A 16,735-nucleotide genomic window follows, 5' to 3' on the forward strand; every position below is an offset into this window, starting at 1 on the left:
GCATGACGGTTCCGCCCCCGGCGCGCCAGCCGGCAAGCCAGGCGGGGCCGGCGCCGCCCGATGACGGATCAAGCACTGTGGTTCTTGCTCGTCGGAGTGCTGCTGATGTTCGTGGCGCTCGCGCGCGGCCCGATTGGACGGCTGCCGCTCACGGGCGCCATGATCTATCTCGCGGTGGGCGTGGTCGTGGGGCCGGGCTGCCTCGGCCTCGTGCATGCCGACCTCGTGCGGGACGCGCACACGCTCGTCGTGATCGCCGTGATCGCCGAGGCCGGGCTCGTCATTTCGCTGTTCTCGGTGGGGATGCATCTGCGCGTGCCGCTGCGCGACCCGCTATGGCGTTTGCCGCTGCGGCTGGGCGTGCCGGCCATGGTGCTCACGGTGGCGCTGATGTTCGCGTTTGGCTGGGCCACCGGCCTGCCGCCAGGCGTCGCGCTGTTCCTCGCCGCCGTGCTCGCGCCCACCGATCCGGTGCTGGCCAACGAACTGCGCGTGCACGAAGCCGGCGACGCCGAGCCCGTGCGCTTCGCGCTGTCGGGCGAGGGCGGCCTGAACGACGGCGCAGCCATGCCGTTTGCCATGCTCGGCCTCGCGTTGTGCGGCGTGCCGGCGAGCGGCACCCAAAGCGCCTTGGCGTTTGCCGGCTCGCTCGTGTGGGGCGTGGCCGGCGCGCTGCTGAGCGGCGTCGCCCTCGCCATGCTGTGCGTGCGGCTCGTGCTGCATCTGCGGACCCAATACGGCGAGGCGCTGGGGCTCGACGGCTTCATCGCGATCGGCCTCATGTCGGTGGTCTATGGCGTAGCGCTGCTGCTCCACGCCTACGCCTTCGTGGCGGTGTTCGCCGCGGGCGTCGCGCTGCGTCACGAGGAGTTGCGCGCCACCGGCGCGCAGCGTCCCGCGCAGGCGCTCGAAAACGTGCAGCTGCGCGAGCGCACCGAGGTCGCGAAAGATCCCGGCCGCGCGCACGCCTGGCTCGCCACCGGCATGACCGACTTCACGCGGGAGATCGAGCACTTTGCCGAGTGCTCCGTTCTGCTGATCATCGGCTGCGTGGTGTCTGCGCACTGGCGCGCGATGCTCGCGCCGCATGCGGTGCTCTGCGCGCTCGCGCTCGTGTTCGTCGCGCGGCCGGTGGCCGTGCTTCTCGCCATGACCGGCGCGCACGCGGACGGCCAGCAGCGTCGTCTCATGGCATGGATGGGCATACGCGGCGTAGGCGCCTTCTACTACGCGCTGTGGGGGATCGGCCAGGCCGGCGATGCGCTGCGCGCGGTGCTGCCCGCCGCGCTCGATGCGATCGTGATTTCGGTGATCCTGCATGGCTCCACGGCGGGCTATGCGCTGGGCCGCTATCTGCGCCGCAAGGAGATCGCGCAACGTTCGGCAGCGCAGCGCCACAGCCGCGCCGGGCAGGCGCGATAGCCTTCGGCGGCGGCGGCGCGGCGCGGGAGGGCGTGGAACGGCAATTGCTCAGGCCTCTTCATTCAGGAGGATCGCATGGATCAGGTATGGCCCGGGCAGGACGACGGCTGGGAAAAAGAGCTGGTTTCGCGCGTCGGCGAGTATGCGATTTTTCGCTTGACGGAAACCGGCGAAGTCGCGAGCTGGAACGCGGGGGCCGAGCGCATCAATGGCTATAGCGCGGCCGAAATCCTCGGGCAGCACTTTTCGGTTTTCTATCCGCGCGAAGATCGCGAGGCGGGCTTGCCCGCCGCGGCGTTGCAAAGGGCGCGCGACCAAGGCCAGTTCGCCACCGAGGCGTGGCGCATCCGCCAGAACGGCGCGCGCTTCTGGGCCAGTATTCTGATTACGCCATTGCATGCGCGGGACGGCACCTTCGCGGGATTCGCCAAGATCGTGCGCGACGAGACCGCCAAGCGGCTCGCCTACGATGCGCTGCGCGAGAACGAGCGCAAGTTCCGGCTGCTCGTGCAGGGCGTCACGGACTATTCGATCTTCATGCTCTCGCCCGGGGGCGAAGTGACGAACTGGAACCTGGGCGCGGCGCGGATCAAGGGCTACGAGGCGAGCGAAGTCATTGGCACGCATTTTCGGCGTTTTTACACGCCCGAGGATATCGAGCGGGGATTGCCGGAGCGCGGCTTGCGGATTGCCGCGCAGGAAGGGCGCTTCGAGACCGAGGGCTGGCGCGTGCGCAAGGACGGCAGCCGCTTCTGGGCCAATGTCGTGATCGACGCGATTCGCGACGAGTGCGGCCAGCTCGTGGGCTATGCGAAGATCACGCGCGACGTCAGCGAGCGCAAGGCCGCCCAGGAGCAGCTCGAGCACGCGCGCGCCGCGCTGCTGCAAGCGCAGAAGATGGAGGCGCTCGGCAAGCTCACCGGCGGCGTGGCTCACAATTTCAACAACGTCCTGCAGGTGCTGCGCGCGAATCTGGAATTGCTCGAACGGCGCCACGGGCACGATCCCGTGGCGCGCGAGCGGCTCTCGCGAGCCATCGACGCCGTGGAGCACGGCGCGCTGCTCTCCTCGCAATTGCTCGCGTTCGGCCGCCGCCAGCCGCTCCAGCCTCGCGTGGTGAACCTCTCGGCTATGCTGGGCAAGATGGAGGACATGCTGCGGCAAGCGTTGGGGGAATTGATCGAAGTGCGGATCAGCGTCGCCGGCAATCTCTGGAATACGCTCGTCGATCCCAATCAACTGGAGAGCGTCGTGCTCAATCTCGCCATCAACGCGCGCGACGCCATGCCCGAAGGCGGCAAGCTGACGATGGCGCTCTCCAACGCGACGATCGACGCCCACGACAGCGCATTCGCTGCCGATCTTGCCGAAGGCCGCTACGTGCTGCTTGCGATCACCGATACCGGCACCGGCATGCCGCGCGCCGTGCTCGATCGCGCGCTCGAGCCGTACTTCAGCACCAAGGCCGAAGGCGAAGGCACGGGACTCGGCTTGAGCATGGCCTACGGCTTCATCAAGCAAAGCGGCGGCGACATGCGCATCTACAGCGAGTCCGGGCACGGGACGACGGTCAAGGTCTGGCTGCCGAAGTCGAGCGGGCACGTGGCGGACATCGAGACCCTGGCGCCCGCGCGCATCGAAGGCGGGACGGAAACCATCCTCGTGGTCGAGGACGACGAGTGCATCCGCTCGGCCGTTGCGGAGATGCTCGGCGACCTCGGCTATACCGTGCTCACGGCGGGCGATGCGCAAAGCGCCATGGCGATCGTGAAGAGCGGCGCGAAAATCGATCTGCTGTTTTCCGATGTCGTGATGCCGGGCCCGATGCGCAGCACGGAGCTGGCCAGCATCGCGGTGCGCGAGGTGCCGGGCCTCGAGGTGCTCTTCACCTCCGGGTACGTGGAAAACGCCATCGTCCACGGCGGCCGTCTCGACGAGGGCGTGAATCTGCTGAGCAAGCCGTATGGCCGCGCGCAGCTCGCGGGCAAGATCCGGCGTGTGCTGGGGGGCCGGCGCGATGCGCAAGCGCCTGCCGCCGCGCGCGGGGAGGCGTCCGCCGGCGCGGCGCCCTTATCGGCGCCCACATCGGCGCCCACATCGGCGTCCTCATCAGCGCCGGCATCAGCGCCATTATCGGTGCTGGTGGTCGACGACGACGCCGCTTCTCGTGAAGCCATGAGCGAACTGCTTTCGCAAATGGGCTACGACGCGCGCCAGGCGGGCGACGAGCAAGAGGCGCGGCGCGCCCTGGAAGAGCAGGCGGTGCAGGTGCTCATCACCGACATCGCCCTGCCGGGCGGTTCGGGCGTCGACCTCGCAAGGGGCGCGCTGCAGCGGTATCCATGGCTGAACGTGATATTTGCTTCGGGTAACGAAGCGCCTGCCGCGGACGAAACCGGCTTCGAGTGCGCGGCCCTGCGCAAGCCGTTTACCGCATCTCAACTCGGCGCGCTGATCGAACGCATCCGCGCTGCGACGCGCGATTCCTGAAGCCGCGCATCAGGCACTCACTCGCGCCTTGCGGCCCACCAGGCACCGCATGCGATGCCGAGACCAACGGCCACGCCCAGTGCCGCGAGCGGATTTTCGACGATGGTCTCGCGGGTGGCGAGCGTCGCGTTGCTCGCGAGCCGCTGCGACTTCCCGCACAGTGCCTTGATGCGGCCGGCGGTCTGCATGTCGGTGTCGCCGAGCAGGTCGCCGGCGAGCGCCTGCGCTTCGCCAGCCGCTTCATGAACGGCGTCGCTTGCGTGTGTCCTTGTCATGATCGTGCTCCTGAGGGTGCCGGTGACGCCATTGAACAGCAGTCCTCATGCCCGTGCGCGCGGCGGTGGCAGCAGTGGGGGCGCGCATGGGCGAGCGATTCGGCGCGGCCCCTTCGTTTTCGACTTTTCACGGCTTGCGCCCGAACGCCTCGCGCAGCTTGGCTTTCGCCTGTTGCAGGGTTTCGCGGCGCGACTTCGGCAGATTCTTGCCGGCGCGATTGATGTAGAAGTTCAGCATCGACATTGCCGATTGAAACGGCGTGCCCTTGCGCCGGCGGCTACGCTCGGACGATTGCTTCAGCGAGCGCGCGATCGCGGCGGGATCGTCGAGTTTGAAGACGCCCGAATCGAGGTCCATGGCATCGCTCGTTTCGGCGACGCGATGCGACCAGCGCCGGCCCGAGCCGCGCGCAGTGCCGGCCGTTTTCTTCGCGGCGCTTGCGTGCGCGTGCCGCTGGCGCGCGGGTTTGCGATTGTGGGTTCGGGTGGAGGAATGCGGTTTCGTGGTCATGGCTGGTGTCCTGTCTCTCGCTGCAGGGCGGGCGCGCAGGCATCATGCCCGCGGCGTGCATCGAGGCGCGTGGGCATCCCGGTGGGCATCCCGATTGCGAAGCAAACGCAGGACACCGGATTCGAGGGAGAGGCGATCATGCCGCGTGCGATATGGAAGGGCGCCATCAGCTTCGGGCTGGTTTACATTCCGGTGGAGCTCTACCCGGCTACCCAGAGCGAGCATACCGAATTCAACCTGCTCGACCGCCGCACCTTCGACCCGGTGGGCTATCAGCAGATCAACAAGCGCACGGGAAAACCGATCGGGCGCGAGCATATCGTGCGCGGCTACGAGTACGAGAAGGGCTCCTATGTCGTGATGTCGGACGAGGAGATTCGCGCAGCGAAGCCGGAAGCGACGCAGACGGTGGACATTCTGGCCTTCGTCGATGCCGGCAAGCTGTCGTTCGTCTATCTGGATACGCCTTATTGGCTGATGCCCGAGCGGCGCGCGGAAAAAAGCTACGCACTGCTGCGCGATGCGCTGGCCGAGAGCGGCAAGCTCGGCATTGCCAGCGTGGTGATGCACAGCCGGCAGCATCTTGCCGCCGTCGTGGCGGCGGGGCCGGCCCTGGCATTGGAGACCTTGCGCTGGTCCACGGAGGTCCGCGAGCTCGATGCGTCGCATTCGTTTCCGGCGAGCGCGAAAAGCGCGGGCGTGAGCGCGGGCGAGCTGGAGATGGCGCGCAAGCTCATCGACGATATGAGCGCCGAGTGGCAGCCGGATAGCTATCGCGATACGTTTCGCGGCGCGCTTGTCGAACTGGCCCGACTCAAGGCAAGCGAAGGGAAGTCACGCGAGCTCACGCATATCGAGGCGCCGGAGCCCGAGCGGCGCGGCGCCGATGTCGTGGATCTTGCCGACCTGCTCAAGCGCAGCCTGGGCAAGCGCACCGGCGCGAGCAGCGCCGGCGCGAAGCCGGGCAAGCCGCCCGCCAGGCGCGGCCGCCGGGCAGCCTGACGGGCCGGCAGCGCAAAGTCGCGACGTGCCGCGACGGCTGCCCAGGCCGCGCCGGTTCAGTCAGGAAGCACGCATGGGAAGGGACGATGACAGGCAAACGCCATAGAGGGAAAGTCCTCGACGCCGCACAGGCGCGATTCGCGGGATACGCGAAGCCGCTCGTCAGCGAGGCGCTCACGCGCGCGGCCCGGCTGGACGGGCACGAGGACGACTATCACAAGCTGCGGGTTGCATTGCGCCGGCTTCGCACCTTGTTGTGGGCGTGGCGGCCGCTGTTCGGGCGCGACCTCGACGAACCCGGGCGCGCCTCGCTCAAGCGCATGGCAGCCGCAGCGGGCGACGCGCGCAATTGGGATATCGCCGCGGGCCTGCTTGCGCAGCAGGGCGAGGAGAGGATCGCCAACCGCCTTGCGGCGTCGCGCGGCGAGGCGCGCGATGCGGCGCGCCGGGTCCTGGCAGGGCGCGCCTTCAGGCGCAACCTGCTTGAAACGGTGCGGCGCGCGAACCGGATGCTGAATGCGTCGCCGCGCCGTGCTCCCATGAAGCGCTTCGCGCGCGCACGCGTGGCGTCGGCTGAACGCGCGCTGGACAAACGCATGCGCCGCGCGAAAAAAGCCGGGCGGCGCGATTACGCCGCCTTGCACGACGTGCGCAAGCGCGCAAAGCGGCTGCGCTACCTGCTCGAATTCTTCGGCCCCCACCTGCCGCGCCGTCGGGGCAAGCGCATGAAGCGGTTGAAGAAGATTCAGGATCGGTTCGGTAACCTTAACGATGTCGTGAGCGCCGAACACCTGCTCGCCTGCCATCGCGAGATCTTCGACGCGGACGCCGGCGCGGATGCCGCACTGGCGTCGCTTGGAAAATTGCGCAAGCGACGCCGTCGCGCGGCGATGAAACTGCTGGCATGAGCGTGCTGGCATGAGCGCCGAAAGTGCCGCATCCGCGTGATGCTCGAGAGGGCGAGATGGCCGCGCCCGCGCACCGGACGCGCTAGCGTTGTGTGTGACGCGCCCGCGCCGCGCGTGTTTGCGCCGCTTTTCTGGCCGCTGCCGAGCGCCCCGCTGCGCCCTTCGTTTGCGCCGCCTTCTTTGCGGCCTCCGAGCGATTCCGGGAGCCTTTTGTCCGGGCGGCCTTGCGGGCGGCTTCCGCCCGGCTCGCTGGCGAGCGTCGGGACGCCGCGTTCCTCGACTGCGTCGACATGGCTTGCGGCGACGCACCCTCGCTGCTCTCTTTCTGCAACACGGCCGTCGCGGTACGCGAGCGCCGCGCTTTCGATTCGGTGCTGGCACTGGTCATTTTGTTTTTCGCGTGGGCGGCGTCCTGTTTGGCCTTCTTGCGTGTTGGTTCGCTCGCCTTGCCTTTTGCCGGCGGCGGCAGATCGACGCCGGCTCGCCGCGCCTTGGACAAGCCGATCGCAATCGCCTGCTTCGCGGAGCGCACGCCATGCTTGCCGGCGCGCACGCGGTCGACTTCTTCCTTGACGAATTCACCCGCCTGAGTGCTGGGAGATTTGCCGGCGCGCTTGTCAGCCTGCGCTCGCTCGATGGTTTTCCGTTCGGGCATGGTCGCTCTCCTAAGTCAATGCATCTACCCTGGTGAGCGCAACGTTTATGCCGGGCATGAACGCTCCGGAAACGCTGATGGCGGATTATCAGCGTTCAGGAAAAGCTGGCCTGCGCAGCGACTTTATTTGGCCTTCGCCGCGCTCGCGGGCACATCACGGGACATGTTGTCGTGCGTGGGCTGCTCGGGCTTTTTAATCGGCATATGGTCGGGGTTGGTCGTGCTCGCGGCGCCCGACGCGGCCGCGGGCGGTTTCGCCATCGATGCGGCCGGTCGCTGATCGGCGGTCTGCGCCCGCGTCAGTGGGGAAAAAGCCGATGTGCCCAGCAACACCAGAATGATTGCAGCCCATCGCCGGGCAAGGAGCGTGCTCATACGTTTCTCCGCTTCCGGTATTCGCCGCTTCATGCGCGAATCGCGTGCCCGGCCCCAGCATCCAGTCCGTTCGGCACGAGCCGTGCGCACGACCCTCATACATACCGACACCATCTACGGGAAGAGGAGATCTGCCATGGGCTCCCAGCCGCATTACCAGGTCAACATCTGTCGAGGCGATTTCCAGCACGTCTGCGAACGCTTTCTCGAGTGGAAGCATGAACCGCTCGTCTATCGACCGGGACAAACGATGTTCGCGGGAAGGGACGAAGTTCACATGCTGTCGAAACAACGCTACGAAGATGCCGAGCAGGCGCGCAAAGCGTTGCAGCGGGCATGCCGGCCCGAGGATCCCTATGCGCTGGCCGCCGAAGTGAGCAATGGCGAAAACGACTTGTGGATCGTGATGGCGGCTTACTCGGAATAGTGCGGCAATGCGCGCCTCGGCTTAGCGCGATTTTCCTCCGCCATCCAACCCCGCGCCCTTGCGCCAGACTTCCTTGCCGCGCTGGGAGAGTTCCCCGCTGCTGTGGGTGCGGTCCGGTTCGGTATCGGGCACGGCCATCTCGCCGCCGGGTGGTTCCTGGGCACGCTGTCTGGTGCGCTTGCGTATGGCCACGCGTTCGTCCTGCGAGCGTCCGGCGTATTCACTCATAGCTGCCTCCATGGGGGGGTGTTGTCGTAGGTTTAGAGGCCGCATCGCGTGTACCCGGCATTGGGCGCGTCCCGCAGGAACGGGCATGCCCGATGCGGCCGCGACCACATGCGCCGACTCGTCGGGTTTTGCGGAACCCTTGCGTGATGCACGCACGCTGTGCGTTGGCCGCTATCCGCACGTCTGGAGGAGCCATGGAACCGCTGCGAAACGTGTTGCCCGAAACGATGCGCGCGTGGCGCGCCACGCGCTTTGGCGGGCTCGACGCGCTCGCATGCGAGAGCACATCGGTGCCGCTGCTATACGGCGACGAAGTGCTGGTCGAAGTGCAGGCCGCCGCGCTGAACCCCGTGGACCTGAAGACGCTGCACGGGCGCTACCCGGCCGTCGCGCAGCACGATTTGCCGTTTACGCTGGGACGCGACGTGGCCGGCGTGATTGCGCAGGGCTCGCGGCGCGCGGCAGGGTGGGAGCCCGGCACGCGCGTGTGCGCATTCGTGGGGCAGGGGCCGGGCGCACTGGCCGACTACGTGGCGGTTAGCGCAAGCGCGCTTGCGAATGCGCCGTGCGCGGGCGCTGTCGATACGGCGGCGGCTTTGCCGCTCGCTGCGCTCACGGCGTGGCAAGGGCTCTTCGATTACGGCAAGCTGCAGCGCGGCGAGCGCGTGCTGATCCACGGCGCGAGCGGCGCGGTGGGGCGCTTCGCGGTGCAGTTCGCGCGGCACTGCGGCGCGCATGTGATTGTGACGGCATCGGCGCCTACGCATGGCGCGTTGCGTGCATTGGGCGCGGCCGAGACGATCGACTACCGGCACGACGAATTCGAGGACCGCGCGGGCGAGGTCGACCTCGTGCTCGATCTCGTGGGCGGGGTCGTGCAGGCGCGCTCGTGGAGCGTTTTGAGGCGCGGCGGCACGATGGTGTCGGCGCTCGACGAGCCGTCGCAGAACGAAGCCGCGGTGCGCGACGTGTGCGCCACGCGGTTTACGGCGCGCCCCGATGGCGCGCAGCTCGAGCATATCGTTGCGCTGTTCGATCAGGGGATCATCAAGGTGGAGGTCGTGTCGCGCTTCAATTTCGGCGACGCGCGCGATGCGTTCGAGCGCGTCGAGCGCGGGCATCCACACGGCAAGGTTGTCGTCATGGTCGAGTGGCATCAGCCGGTGTGAAGGCGCATCGCCGGTGCGGCGCGCTCGGGCGGCGCCTTCGAGGGCGGGTCGCCTTCGGGCAGCGGCGGCGGTTCGTCGTCCGGGCGCGGCGGCGGCGGCGGGGGCGTGCGTTCGGGGTCGTTCACCGGGTCGGTCGTCGGCAGATGGAATGAGTGGGTCGTGGCCATGGCGCTTCCTCGCGGATTCCGGCTGGATCGTTCGCCGGGTCATTCAATGTGGCCGCATCGGCCGTGCCTCGATCACCCGAATCCCGGTCGATGGACTTCGGTTGTGCCGGTTGTAGCCATTACACGGAATGCCTGAAACGCATCTTTCGGCCTTGACCGCGTGGGGCCTGGCTGCATCGCGGCCGGCGCTTTTGCGGTACTTCGCGTAGCATGAGCGCTGTTTCGCTGCCGACCGGAGGGCCTCCACGCTGGAGGAAAACGACATGAACACTCAATCGGACAATCGCGCATTACTGCGCTTGCTGGGCATACGCACGCCGATCATCCAGGCGCCGATGGCCGGCGTCAGCACGCCCGCACTGGCGGCCGCCGTGTCGAATGCGGGCGGGCTTGGCTCGCTGGGCGTCGGCGCGACCAATGCCGGCGGCGCGCGCAAGATGATCCGGGACACGCGCGCGCTGACCGGCAAGCCGTTCAACATCAATGTGTTTTGCCATCGGCCAGCCGTTGCGAACGCAGCGGTCGAGCGCGCGTGGCTCGACTGGCTCGCGCCGGTGTTCGCGCAGTACGGCGCGACGCCGCCCGAAACGCTCTCGGAGATCTATACGAGCTTCGTCGTCGACGAAGCCATGCAGCAGATGCTCGCCGAAGAAAAGCCGGCGGTCGTCAGTTTCCATTTCGGGCTGCCGGCGGCGGAAGTCATCTCCGACCTGAAGCGTGCCGGCATCACGCTGCTCGCGAGCGCCACGAATCTCAAGGAAGCGGCCCAGGTCGCGGACGCCGGCGTCGATGCGATCGTGGCGCAGGGGATCGAGGCGGGCGGGCATCGCGGCGTGTTCGATCCCGATGCCGGCGATGCGCGTCTCGGCACGTTCGCGCTCACGCGTCTCATCGCCAGCGAAGGGCGGCTGCCGGTCATCGCGGCGGGCGGGATCATGGACGGCGCGGGCATTGCGGCGGCGCTCGCACTCGGCGCGCAGGCCGCGCAACTCGGGACCGCGTTTGTCGCGTGCCCGGAGACGTCGATCGACGACGGTTACCGTCGTGCGCTGCTTGGCGAAGCCTCGCGTCACACGACGTTCACCGCTGCAATTTCCGGACGGCCCGCGCGGGCGATGGCCAATAAATTCACCGCGCTCGGCGACGATCCGCGCGCGCCGCAAACGCCCGCGTATCCGGTCACGTACGACGCCGGCAAGGCGCTGCACGCGGCCGCCAAGGCGCAAGGCGAGTTTGGCTTCGGCGCGCAATGGGCGGGGCAGGCCGCGGCGCTCGCACGCTCGCTGCCGGCCGCCGAACTATTCGCGCAGCTGGAGCGTGAAACGCGACAGAGCATCGAGCGGATGCAGGCGTTACCGTTCTGACGTGACATAACTTGACATCGATTTCTAACGATTCCGTAATCTGCCAGCCGGAGACAGCGCCTACACTTGCGTTCCCGACGAGCCGTGAATCATGGCCTCGTCAATCGTGGAGAAAAAATGAAACGCATTTGTCTGATGTTGGCCGCCGCACTGATGGCGTCCTCCGCGTTTGCGCAGGACGCCAGGACGCTGCAGGCGCAGTCCCGCTTCGAAGCGGCCGATACGAATCACGATGGCAAGCTCACACCCGCCGAGGCGCAGGCCGGCATGCCGCTTGTCGCGAGGAATTTCGATCAGATCGATACGGCCCACAAGGGGTATGTGACGTTCGACGAGATCGCACAATTCGCGGCCAGGCACCGGCAATAAATTCGTTCATTCAGCGCTCAGTTCAATCTGGCTTTGCAGATCCGAAGCGGTGCGTGGCGCGGCAGGCCAGTCTTGTCGCCGCCTTCCCGCACCCAGTCCCGATGTTGCTCCCCGCGTTCACCCCGGTCCGGAAATCGGCGATGCCACGGACCGTCGACACACGTCGACATAACTTTTGAATAGTCTGGAACATGCCGCCTCTCTAATGTGACACCTGTCTCATCCGAGGCTCGCAAGCCGTGTCCATTTATTCAGGATGTCTTATGAAATTTCGATTCATCGTTCCCTTCGCTCCCCTCGTAGCCGGTCTCGTCTGCGCCGGCATGACGTCCAGCGCGTCGGCTACCAGCGTCGCGGTGGGCATCAGCATTCCGCTGGCGCCGCGGCCGGTCGTTGCCGTGCCCGCGCCGGCTTTGGGGCCCGTTGTTGGGCCGGTTGTTGGGCCGGTTGTTGGGCCGGTTGTTGCTCCGGTTGTTGGGCCGATCGTTGGGCCGGTCATTGCTCCGGTCGTCGCCGCGCCTGCCGCCGTCGTTGCGGCGCCACTCGTAATGGCGCCTCCGGTCGTTGCCGCGCCCGTCTATGTCCCGAGACCGCCGGCCGTCGTGGTCCGTGGCGGCTATGGCTATGTGGGCCGCGGCGTCGTAGTGGTTCGATAGCGTCGCGGCAGCGTCAATGCGCAGGCGTGTCAGGCGGCGCAGCGGTGCATTGCACGTGCGAAGCCTGATCGAATCGATATCGCATGGCCGTGCATCCACATGCGTGCATGTTTGCCGGCCACGCGTTGAAATGGAGCAGAGGGTGTCATGAAGGGATTCAAGTATCAGTCGGCAGTGGCCGCTGCTTTGGCGTTGGCGTGCCTGGGCGGCTGCGCCGTCGTGCCGCCCAGCTATCCGACCGTGATGGCGCTGCCCGCGAAGGGCAAGCCGATTGCGGCGTTCCAGCAAGACGATTACGCGTGCCGCACCTACGCGGCGCAGATCGTCAATCCGGTTGCGGCGTCGCCCACGATGGCGAATGCCGGGCTGGCCGCGCCGGCGCTGGGCGCGGCAGGCGGCGCGGCGGCCGGGGCGCTGATTGGCGCGGGTGCGGGCAATGCCGGCGCGGGCGCGGCGATCGGCGCGGGCGCGGGCCTGTTGCTCGGTAGCGCGGCGGGCCGGAACCAGCGTTGGGGCAGCGAGGCCGCGCTGCAGCGTCAATACGATAACGCGTACGCGCAGTGCATCATCGCGAAGGGAAACACCATCGCGACGCCCGGAGCGCCGCGTGCGGTAGCGCTCGCGCCTGCCGTGGCCCCCGTCGTTTATGCGCCGGCCCCGTATTATTACGCTCCTTATTGAACTGAACCGATCGCCGTCGTGGCGCACCCCGCGCGCGCCGATTGCGATTCGCACGTGCCGCCGCGCGGCGTCGAGATCTACACTCGTATTTATTCCCGACCTTGAGAGCGTCCCGACCAGCCATGCCACCCCTCAACCCGTCCGACAACGATGCGCGGAATCCGGCGCTGAATCAGGCGCCGCGAGGCCGCATTCTCGTGCTCGACGACGATCTCGAGATTCGCAATATGCTGCAGCGCTTTTTGACCGCGCAGGGTTTCGAGGTGCGCGCGGCGAGAGACAGCAACCAGTTCGATACGTTTTTGGAGCGGCATTCGTTCGACCTCGTGATTCTCGACATCATGATGCCGGGCGAAGACGGACTATCCATCTGCAGACGCCTGCGCAGCCAGGGGCAGATGATCCCCATTCTGATGCTGACCGCGCGCGGCGACCCGATCGACCGCGTCGTCGGTCTGGAAATGGGCGCCGACGATTATCTCGGCAAGCCGTTCTTGCCGAGCGAGCTGGTCGCACGCGTGCGTGCGATGCTGCGCCGCCAGCAGGTCTTTGCGCGTCAGCATGGCGCGCTGGGCAGTGTGGCCGGCGACGATGAAATGCCCGTGCTGCGCATAGGGGACTATCTGCTCAAGCCTCAAATTCAGGAGTTGATGCTGGCGGACGCGCAGGTCGAAGTCGGCGCGGCGGAAATGCGGCTGCTGTGCGCGTTGGCCGAAACGCCGAACCGGCCGGTCAGCCGCGAGAATCTGATCGAGCGTGCACACGGGCGTCACTACGAAGCGAACGCGCGCAGCATCGACGTGCAGGTGCTGCGGCTGCGCAAGATCATCGAGGCGGATGCTTCTTCGCCTCGCCATATCCGCACGGTGTGGGGCGTCGGCTATATGCTCGTTGCGAAGCTCGAGGCCTGACCTGCGGATGGCTCGCCCACTCGGGGCGAGTGCGCTCGGATCTGTTCGGTCGCGCGCAGGAAGGCCGCATGGCGGGGCGGATAGGTGTCGAGGCATGCGCCCAACTGATCGGCCATATTGCCCAATGCGTCGATGAAGATGCCGGACGACCGGCCATATCGTTTTGCGAGCAGGGCAAGATCCAGCAGACCCGCATAGGTGGGAGCGCATTGCGGCGGCAGCGCTTCAGTCGGCGCAGGCAGCGCGGGTGCGAGCAAGGGCGAGGGCATCGCGGCGATGGACCAGGGGGCTTGCGGCGGCGCGCAGCCGGCCAGCATGGCGGCAGCAGCAGCGATTGCCATCGCACGGGAGATCTGACGAGTCACGATTTCAAAGGGGGTATGGTTTCAATCCGGTTCGATCCGGTTCGATCCGGTTCGATACGGTTCGATACGGTTCGATTCGGTTCGACGGTTTCAGGCGGCCGGCGCGGCGAACGACGCACGCAAGGCCGGCGAAACATGCATCGCACTCTAACGGGCCATTGCATGACGATCTGTTGGAAACTTGTGTCACGAAGTTGCAATCCGCGCGATGGGCGCAGCGGCGCTGAAGATCGACCGGTACGGGGCGATGCGCGTTGTAACCGGATGACATGACTCGTTGCACGCCATTGGGCTTGAGCGAGCGATGCAATGACGGTTGCAATGGCTGCCGGCATGATCGACGCGAATGGCATGCGCGCCATGGATAATGGCTTTGCTGCGTTGTCGTTGTATCACTCCGGGTAAATCCACGAGCCCGCTCGCATCGTTGCATCGGGCCTCAGTTCACTACCTGGCATTCATTGGGGAGGGCCATGTTCGGCTGGTATCGCTCGTTACTGGTGCGTAACGTGCTGGCGCTGATCGTGTTGGTGCTGGCCAGCCAGATCTTTGCGGGCACCGTGTATGTGTTCTTCGTTCAGCGCCCGCGCATCGACGAGGCGGCTTCGCTCGTCGCGACGCAAATCCGCACGGTGAGCCGGCTGCTTGCCACGCTGCCGCCCGCGGTGCGGGAGCAGCAGCTTCTGGCCATCAATGGCGTAGCGCAAAGCGAGGTGCCTCCCGCGAGCGCCACCGACGCGCAGCCGCAAGGCATGGCCGCCCGGTATTTCGTTGCGCGGATGTCGAGCGAACTGGGCGCGGGCGAGCAGATGCGCTTCGAGCACGGCGGCGCGCAACGTGTCTGGGTCCGCGTGCGCGTGGAGGACGCGTATTACTGGATGCTGCTCGCGGGCGCGCCGCATGCGATTCCGGGCCTGCCGTGGACGTTGATCAGTCTGCTGCTGTGTATCGCCACGGTGCCGCCACTGGTGGCGTTCCTGATACACCGTCCGGTCGAACGGCTGCTGATGCGTCTCGCACGCGCAGCCGACACGATCGAGCAGGGGGCGTGGCCCGCGGCAGTGCCCGTCGAAGGCGCACACGAGCTGGCGATGGTTGCGGACGCATTCAATCGCATGGCTGCGTCGCTCCAGGATCTGGAGACGACTCGCGCGCAAATGCTGGCGGGCATCTCGCACGACATCCGCACGCCGCTCACGAAGCTGCGCATGGTGCTGCTGGCGCCGGAGTCCGTCGAAGCGCCGCTGGACAGCGCCGAACGGTTCGTCGAGGAAATCGACATGATCGTGCAGCAGTTCATCGATTTCGCGCGCGGCTGGGACAGCGAACCCGCAAGGCGCGGCGACCTCAACGCGTTGATCGAGCGCCTTGCAGCCGACTACGTCGGGCTCGAGTACGTATTCGATCTGTCGCTGGAGGCGCTGCCCGAGTTCTCGTTCCGGCCCACGGGCATGCAGCGGCTATTGATGAACCTGATGCATAACGCGGCCGTGCATGGCCGCGTCGGGCTCGCGGTCAGGACCCGGATGGCGGGCGGGTATGTGACGATCGACGTCGAGGATCAGGGCCCCGGCGTGCCGGCGGAACTGTTGCCGTTGATGAAGCAGCCGTTCAGGCGGGGGCCGCAGAGCGATCAGCGCGGCGGCTCGGGACTCGGTCTGGCGATTGCGGACCGGATTGCGACGCAGCACGACGGTGCGCTCGATCTGTTGCCGAACCAGCCGCATGGTCTCGTGGCGCGCGTGCGCTTGCCGGTGTGCTGAACACTTGACGCAGCGGCGCTGTGCGCAGCGCGTTCTCCTCATTATTCTGCATTGCAAATCAAATAGAGCGTGAGCCGAATCACAAGCCGCGGCGCGCGATTCTGACATGCGTTGAAACAAGTTTTGAGCAGCTTGTAATGCCGCATGCCGGTAAATTGAGTTCGAAGGCGTTGCCTGCCGCATTGTTCGGCATGCAACGAGTGCCACTCATTACCTTGATCATCGAAGTCGGAATCAAAGATGTCTTTTAAAATCGTGCGCCTGGCCGCTGTGCTCTCGGGCCTGTTCGTTGGGGGTTGTTCCAGTCTGGGAGCGCAGGCTGCTTCGTTCTCTTCGGCCAGTGACGCGTCTCACGCGAAACTCGAGCAGGATGCGCGCGCGGCGCTGGCGCGGCTGTATGCGAGCACGCCTCGCGCCAGAGAGTTGGGCGCCCATTCCGTTGCAATTCTGGTCTTTCCGGACATCCTGAAAGCAGGGCTGATGTTCGGCGGTTCGGGCGGCAATGGCGTGTTGTTCTCGCACGCAGGAAAGGTGCTCGGCTACTACAACACGAGCGCGCTCTCCTATGGGCTTCAGGCCGGCGCACAGAGCTTTTCCGAAGCCATGTTCCTCACCAGGGCTGCCGCCATGCGCTACCTCGACAGCAGCGCTGGCTGGTCGATTGGCGGCGGCCCGAGCGTGGTTCTCGCGGACACGGGCATGGGGCGGGACGTTTCCACTACGACCCTGCGCCCGGATGTTTATGCGTTCATCTTCGGACAAACCGGACTCATGGCGGGCATGGGCGTGCAGGGCCAGAAAATCACCCGGCTCGGTTCGTGACGCGCAAGCCGGCATCACAGGATCACGCACCGTGCCAATTTTCGGAACGCGATTGAGCCGCCCATCGGAAAGGCGTTTGCGGCGGAATCCGCCGTCTCATGAAACATTCGGGACGTCCGGCATCGCGAGCACGCCCGAAGTCGTGCGCGCCGGTGCGCCCACGCATGAAACGTAC

At 66.6% G+C, this 16,735-nt stretch carries 19 protein-coding genes; 12 read left to right on the forward strand and 7 right to left on the reverse strand.

The genetic code is table 11. From position 1 onward, the window contains the following. Positions 1-60: 60 nt before the first annotated feature. Both P5W98_RS23430 and P5W98_RS23435 read left to right on the forward strand, forming a co-directional pair. Positions 61-1,422, forward strand: a complete 1,362-nt coding sequence (locus P5W98_RS23430) for a cation:proton antiporter (RefSeq protein ID WP_421025732.1) — start codon at positions 61-63, stop codon at positions 1,420-1,422. A gap of 75 nt (positions 1,423-1,497) precedes the next feature. Further along, a complete protein-coding gene (locus P5W98_RS23435; protein ID WP_421025731.1) occupies positions 1,498-3,912 on the forward strand; it encodes a PAS domain S-box protein in 2,415 nt (804 codons plus the stop codon). Between the two features lie 17 nt (positions 3,913-3,929). Here P5W98_RS23435 and P5W98_RS23440 read toward each other — a convergent pair whose 3' ends face one another. Both P5W98_RS23440 and P5W98_RS23445 read right to left on the reverse strand, forming a co-directional pair. Then, on the reverse strand, positions 3,930-4,187 hold the full coding sequence (locus P5W98_RS23440) for a CsbD family protein (protein WP_421025730.1): 258 nt from the start codon (positions 4,185-4,187) through the stop codon (positions 3,930-3,932). Between the two features lie 127 nt (positions 4,188-4,314). After that, positions 4,315-4,698: a DUF3175 domain-containing protein gene (locus P5W98_RS23445; RefSeq protein ID WP_421025729.1), complete on the reverse strand. Its 384-nt coding sequence runs from the start codon at positions 4,696-4,698 to the stop codon at positions 4,315-4,317. A 138-nt stretch (positions 4,699-4,836) separates the two neighbouring features. Here P5W98_RS23445 and P5W98_RS23450 point away from each other — a divergent pair, with 138 nt between their 5' ends. Further along, positions 4,837-5,700 carry a Ku protein gene (locus P5W98_RS23450; RefSeq protein ID WP_421025728.1) on the forward strand — a complete coding sequence of 288 codons (864 nt, stop codon included), beginning with the start codon at positions 4,837-4,839 and terminating at the stop codon, positions 5,698-5,700. A gap of 86 nt (positions 5,701-5,786) precedes the next feature. Further along, the gene (locus tag P5W98_RS23455; RefSeq protein ID WP_421025727.1) at positions 5,787-6,608 is read left to right on the forward strand and encodes a CHAD domain-containing protein; all 822 of its coding nucleotides are present in this window, start codon (positions 5,787-5,789) and stop codon (positions 6,606-6,608) included. Positions 6,609-6,690: 82 nt separating this feature from the next. Here the strand turns inward: P5W98_RS23455 and P5W98_RS23460 are convergent, their stop codons facing one another. Further along, on the reverse strand, positions 6,691-7,263 hold the full coding sequence (locus P5W98_RS23460) for a DUF6496 domain-containing protein (RefSeq protein ID WP_421025726.1): 573 nt from the start codon (positions 7,261-7,263) through the stop codon (positions 6,691-6,693). A gap of 123 nt (positions 7,264-7,386) precedes the next feature. Continuing rightward, a complete protein-coding gene (locus tag P5W98_RS23465) occupies positions 7,387-7,638 on the reverse strand; it encodes a hypothetical protein (RefSeq protein WP_421025725.1) in 252 nt (83 codons plus the stop codon). A 136-nt stretch (positions 7,639-7,774) separates the two neighbouring features. Here P5W98_RS23465 and P5W98_RS23470 point away from each other — a divergent pair, with 136 nt between their 5' ends. Continuing rightward, the gene (locus P5W98_RS23470; RefSeq protein ID WP_421025724.1) at positions 7,775-8,065 is read left to right on the forward strand and encodes a hypothetical protein; all 291 of its coding nucleotides are present in this window, start codon (positions 7,775-7,777) and stop codon (positions 8,063-8,065) included. Between the two features lie 21 nt (positions 8,066-8,086). Here P5W98_RS23470 and P5W98_RS23475 read toward each other — a convergent pair whose 3' ends face one another. After that, positions 8,087-8,293, reverse strand: coding sequence for a hypothetical protein (locus P5W98_RS23475; protein WP_421025723.1), 207 nt, complete (start codon positions 8,291-8,293; stop codon positions 8,087-8,089). Between the two features lie 194 nt (positions 8,294-8,487). Here P5W98_RS23475 and P5W98_RS23480 point away from each other — a divergent pair, with 194 nt between their 5' ends. Beyond that, on the forward strand, positions 8,488-9,462 hold the full coding sequence (locus tag P5W98_RS23480) for an NADP-dependent oxidoreductase (RefSeq protein WP_421025722.1): 975 nt from the start codon (positions 8,488-8,490) through the stop codon (positions 9,460-9,462). On the opposite strand, the gene P5W98_RS23485 is transcribed toward P5W98_RS23480, so the two are convergent. Continuing rightward, positions 9,450-9,629, reverse strand: coding sequence for a hypothetical protein (locus P5W98_RS23485; RefSeq protein ID WP_421025721.1), 180 nt, complete (start codon positions 9,627-9,629; stop codon positions 9,450-9,452). The genes P5W98_RS23480 and P5W98_RS23485 overlap by 13 nt on opposite strands. A gap of 263 nt (positions 9,630-9,892) precedes the next feature. On the opposite strand from P5W98_RS23485, the gene P5W98_RS23490 reads away from it, so the two are divergent. The 4 genes from P5W98_RS23490 to P5W98_RS23505 all read left to right on the forward strand — a co-directional run bounded on the left by P5W98_RS23490 (position 9,893) and on the right by P5W98_RS23505 (position 13,610). Continuing rightward, positions 9,893-10,993: an NAD(P)H-dependent flavin oxidoreductase gene (locus P5W98_RS23490; RefSeq protein ID WP_421025720.1), complete on the forward strand. Its 1,101-nt coding sequence runs from the start codon at positions 9,893-9,895 to the stop codon at positions 10,991-10,993. 117 nt (positions 10,994-11,110) lie between these two features. Then, positions 11,111-11,362, forward strand: coding sequence for an EF-hand domain-containing protein (locus tag P5W98_RS23495; protein WP_421025719.1), 252 nt, complete (start codon positions 11,111-11,113; stop codon positions 11,360-11,362). Positions 11,363-12,165: 803 nt separating this feature from the next. After that, the gene (locus tag P5W98_RS23500) at positions 12,166-12,699 is read left to right on the forward strand and encodes a glycine zipper domain-containing protein (RefSeq protein WP_421042728.1); all 534 of its coding nucleotides are present in this window, start codon (positions 12,166-12,168) and stop codon (positions 12,697-12,699) included. A gap of 227 nt (positions 12,700-12,926) precedes the next feature. After that, entirely contained in the window at positions 12,927-13,610 is a 684-nt protein-coding gene (locus P5W98_RS23505) for a response regulator (RefSeq protein WP_421027023.1), read from the forward strand. On the opposite strand, the gene P5W98_RS23510 is transcribed toward P5W98_RS23505, so the two are convergent. Then, positions 13,580-13,975 (reverse strand): hypothetical protein, encoded by a 396-nt coding sequence (locus P5W98_RS23510; protein ID WP_421073328.1) that lies wholly within the window; start codon positions 13,973-13,975, stop codon positions 13,580-13,582. The two genes, P5W98_RS23505 and P5W98_RS23510, sit on opposite strands and share 31 nt — an antisense overlap. Positions 13,976-14,448: 473 nt before the next feature. On the opposite strand from P5W98_RS23510, the gene P5W98_RS23515 reads away from it, so the two are divergent. Both P5W98_RS23515 and P5W98_RS23520 read left to right on the forward strand, forming a co-directional pair. Then, a complete protein-coding gene (locus tag P5W98_RS23515) occupies positions 14,449-15,738 on the forward strand; it encodes an ATP-binding protein (protein ID WP_421025715.1) in 1,290 nt (429 codons plus the stop codon). A 240-nt stretch (positions 15,739-15,978) separates the two neighbouring features. Beyond that, positions 15,979-16,560, forward strand: a complete 582-nt coding sequence (locus tag P5W98_RS23520; protein WP_421025714.1) for a YSC84-related protein — start codon at positions 15,979-15,981, stop codon at positions 16,558-16,560. The last annotated feature ends 175 nt before the right edge of the window (positions 16,561-16,735 follow it).

The sequence above is a fragment of the Paraburkholderia sp. A1BS-2L genome, assembly GCF_051125205.1.
Taxonomy (GTDB): Bacteria; Pseudomonadota; Gammaproteobacteria; order Burkholderiales; family Burkholderiaceae; genus Paraburkholderia.

Bases quoted from the DNA above. Each gene is read 5' to 3' on its own strand.
- P5W98_RS23430 (WP_421025732.1), top strand. From the start codon at position 61: ATGACGGATCAAGCACTGTGGTTCTTGCTCGTCGGAGTGCTGCTGATG.
- P5W98_RS23435 (WP_421025731.1), top strand. From the start codon at position 1,498: ATGGATCAGGTATGGCCCGGGCAGGACGACGGCTGGGAAAAAGAGCTG.
- P5W98_RS23440 (WP_421025730.1), bottom strand. From the start codon at position 4,187: ATGACAAGGACACACGCAAGCGACGCCGTTCATGAAGCGGCTGGCGAA.
- P5W98_RS23445 (WP_421025729.1), bottom strand. From the start codon at position 4,698: ATGACCACGAAACCGCATTCCTCCACCCGAACCCACAATCGCAAACCC.
- P5W98_RS23450 (WP_421025728.1), top strand. From the start codon at position 4,837: ATGCCGCGTGCGATATGGAAGGGCGCCATCAGCTTCGGGCTGGTTTAC.
- P5W98_RS23455 (WP_421025727.1), top strand. From the start codon at position 5,787: ATGACAGGCAAACGCCATAGAGGGAAAGTCCTCGACGCCGCACAGGCG.
- P5W98_RS23460 (WP_421025726.1), bottom strand. From the start codon at position 7,263: ATGCCCGAACGGAAAACCATCGAGCGAGCGCAGGCTGACAAGCGCGCC.
- P5W98_RS23465 (WP_421025725.1), bottom strand. From the start codon at position 7,638: ATGAGCACGCTCCTTGCCCGGCGATGGGCTGCAATCATTCTGGTGTTG.
- P5W98_RS23470 (WP_421025724.1), top strand. From the start codon at position 7,775: ATGGGCTCCCAGCCGCATTACCAGGTCAACATCTGTCGAGGCGATTTC.
- P5W98_RS23475 (WP_421025723.1), bottom strand. From the start codon at position 8,293: ATGAGTGAATACGCCGGACGCTCGCAGGACGAACGCGTGGCCATACGC.
- P5W98_RS23480 (WP_421025722.1), top strand. From the start codon at position 8,488: ATGGAACCGCTGCGAAACGTGTTGCCCGAAACGATGCGCGCGTGGCGC.
- P5W98_RS23485 (WP_421025721.1), bottom strand. From the start codon at position 9,629: ATGGCCACGACCCACTCATTCCATCTGCCGACGACCGACCCGGTGAAC.
- P5W98_RS23490 (WP_421025720.1), top strand. From the start codon at position 9,893: ATGAACACTCAATCGGACAATCGCGCATTACTGCGCTTGCTGGGCATA.
- P5W98_RS23495 (WP_421025719.1), top strand. From the start codon at position 11,111: ATGAAACGCATTTGTCTGATGTTGGCCGCCGCACTGATGGCGTCCTCC.
- P5W98_RS23500 (WP_421042728.1), top strand. From the start codon at position 12,166: ATGAAGGGATTCAAGTATCAGTCGGCAGTGGCCGCTGCTTTGGCGTTG.
- P5W98_RS23505 (WP_421027023.1), top strand. From the start codon at position 12,927: ATGCTGCAGCGCTTTTTGACCGCGCAGGGTTTCGAGGTGCGCGCGGCG.
- P5W98_RS23515 (WP_421025715.1), top strand. From the start codon at position 14,449: ATGTTCGGCTGGTATCGCTCGTTACTGGTGCGTAACGTGCTGGCGCTG.
- P5W98_RS23520 (WP_421025714.1), top strand. From the start codon at position 15,979: ATGTCTTTTAAAATCGTGCGCCTGGCCGCTGTGCTCTCGGGCCTGTTC.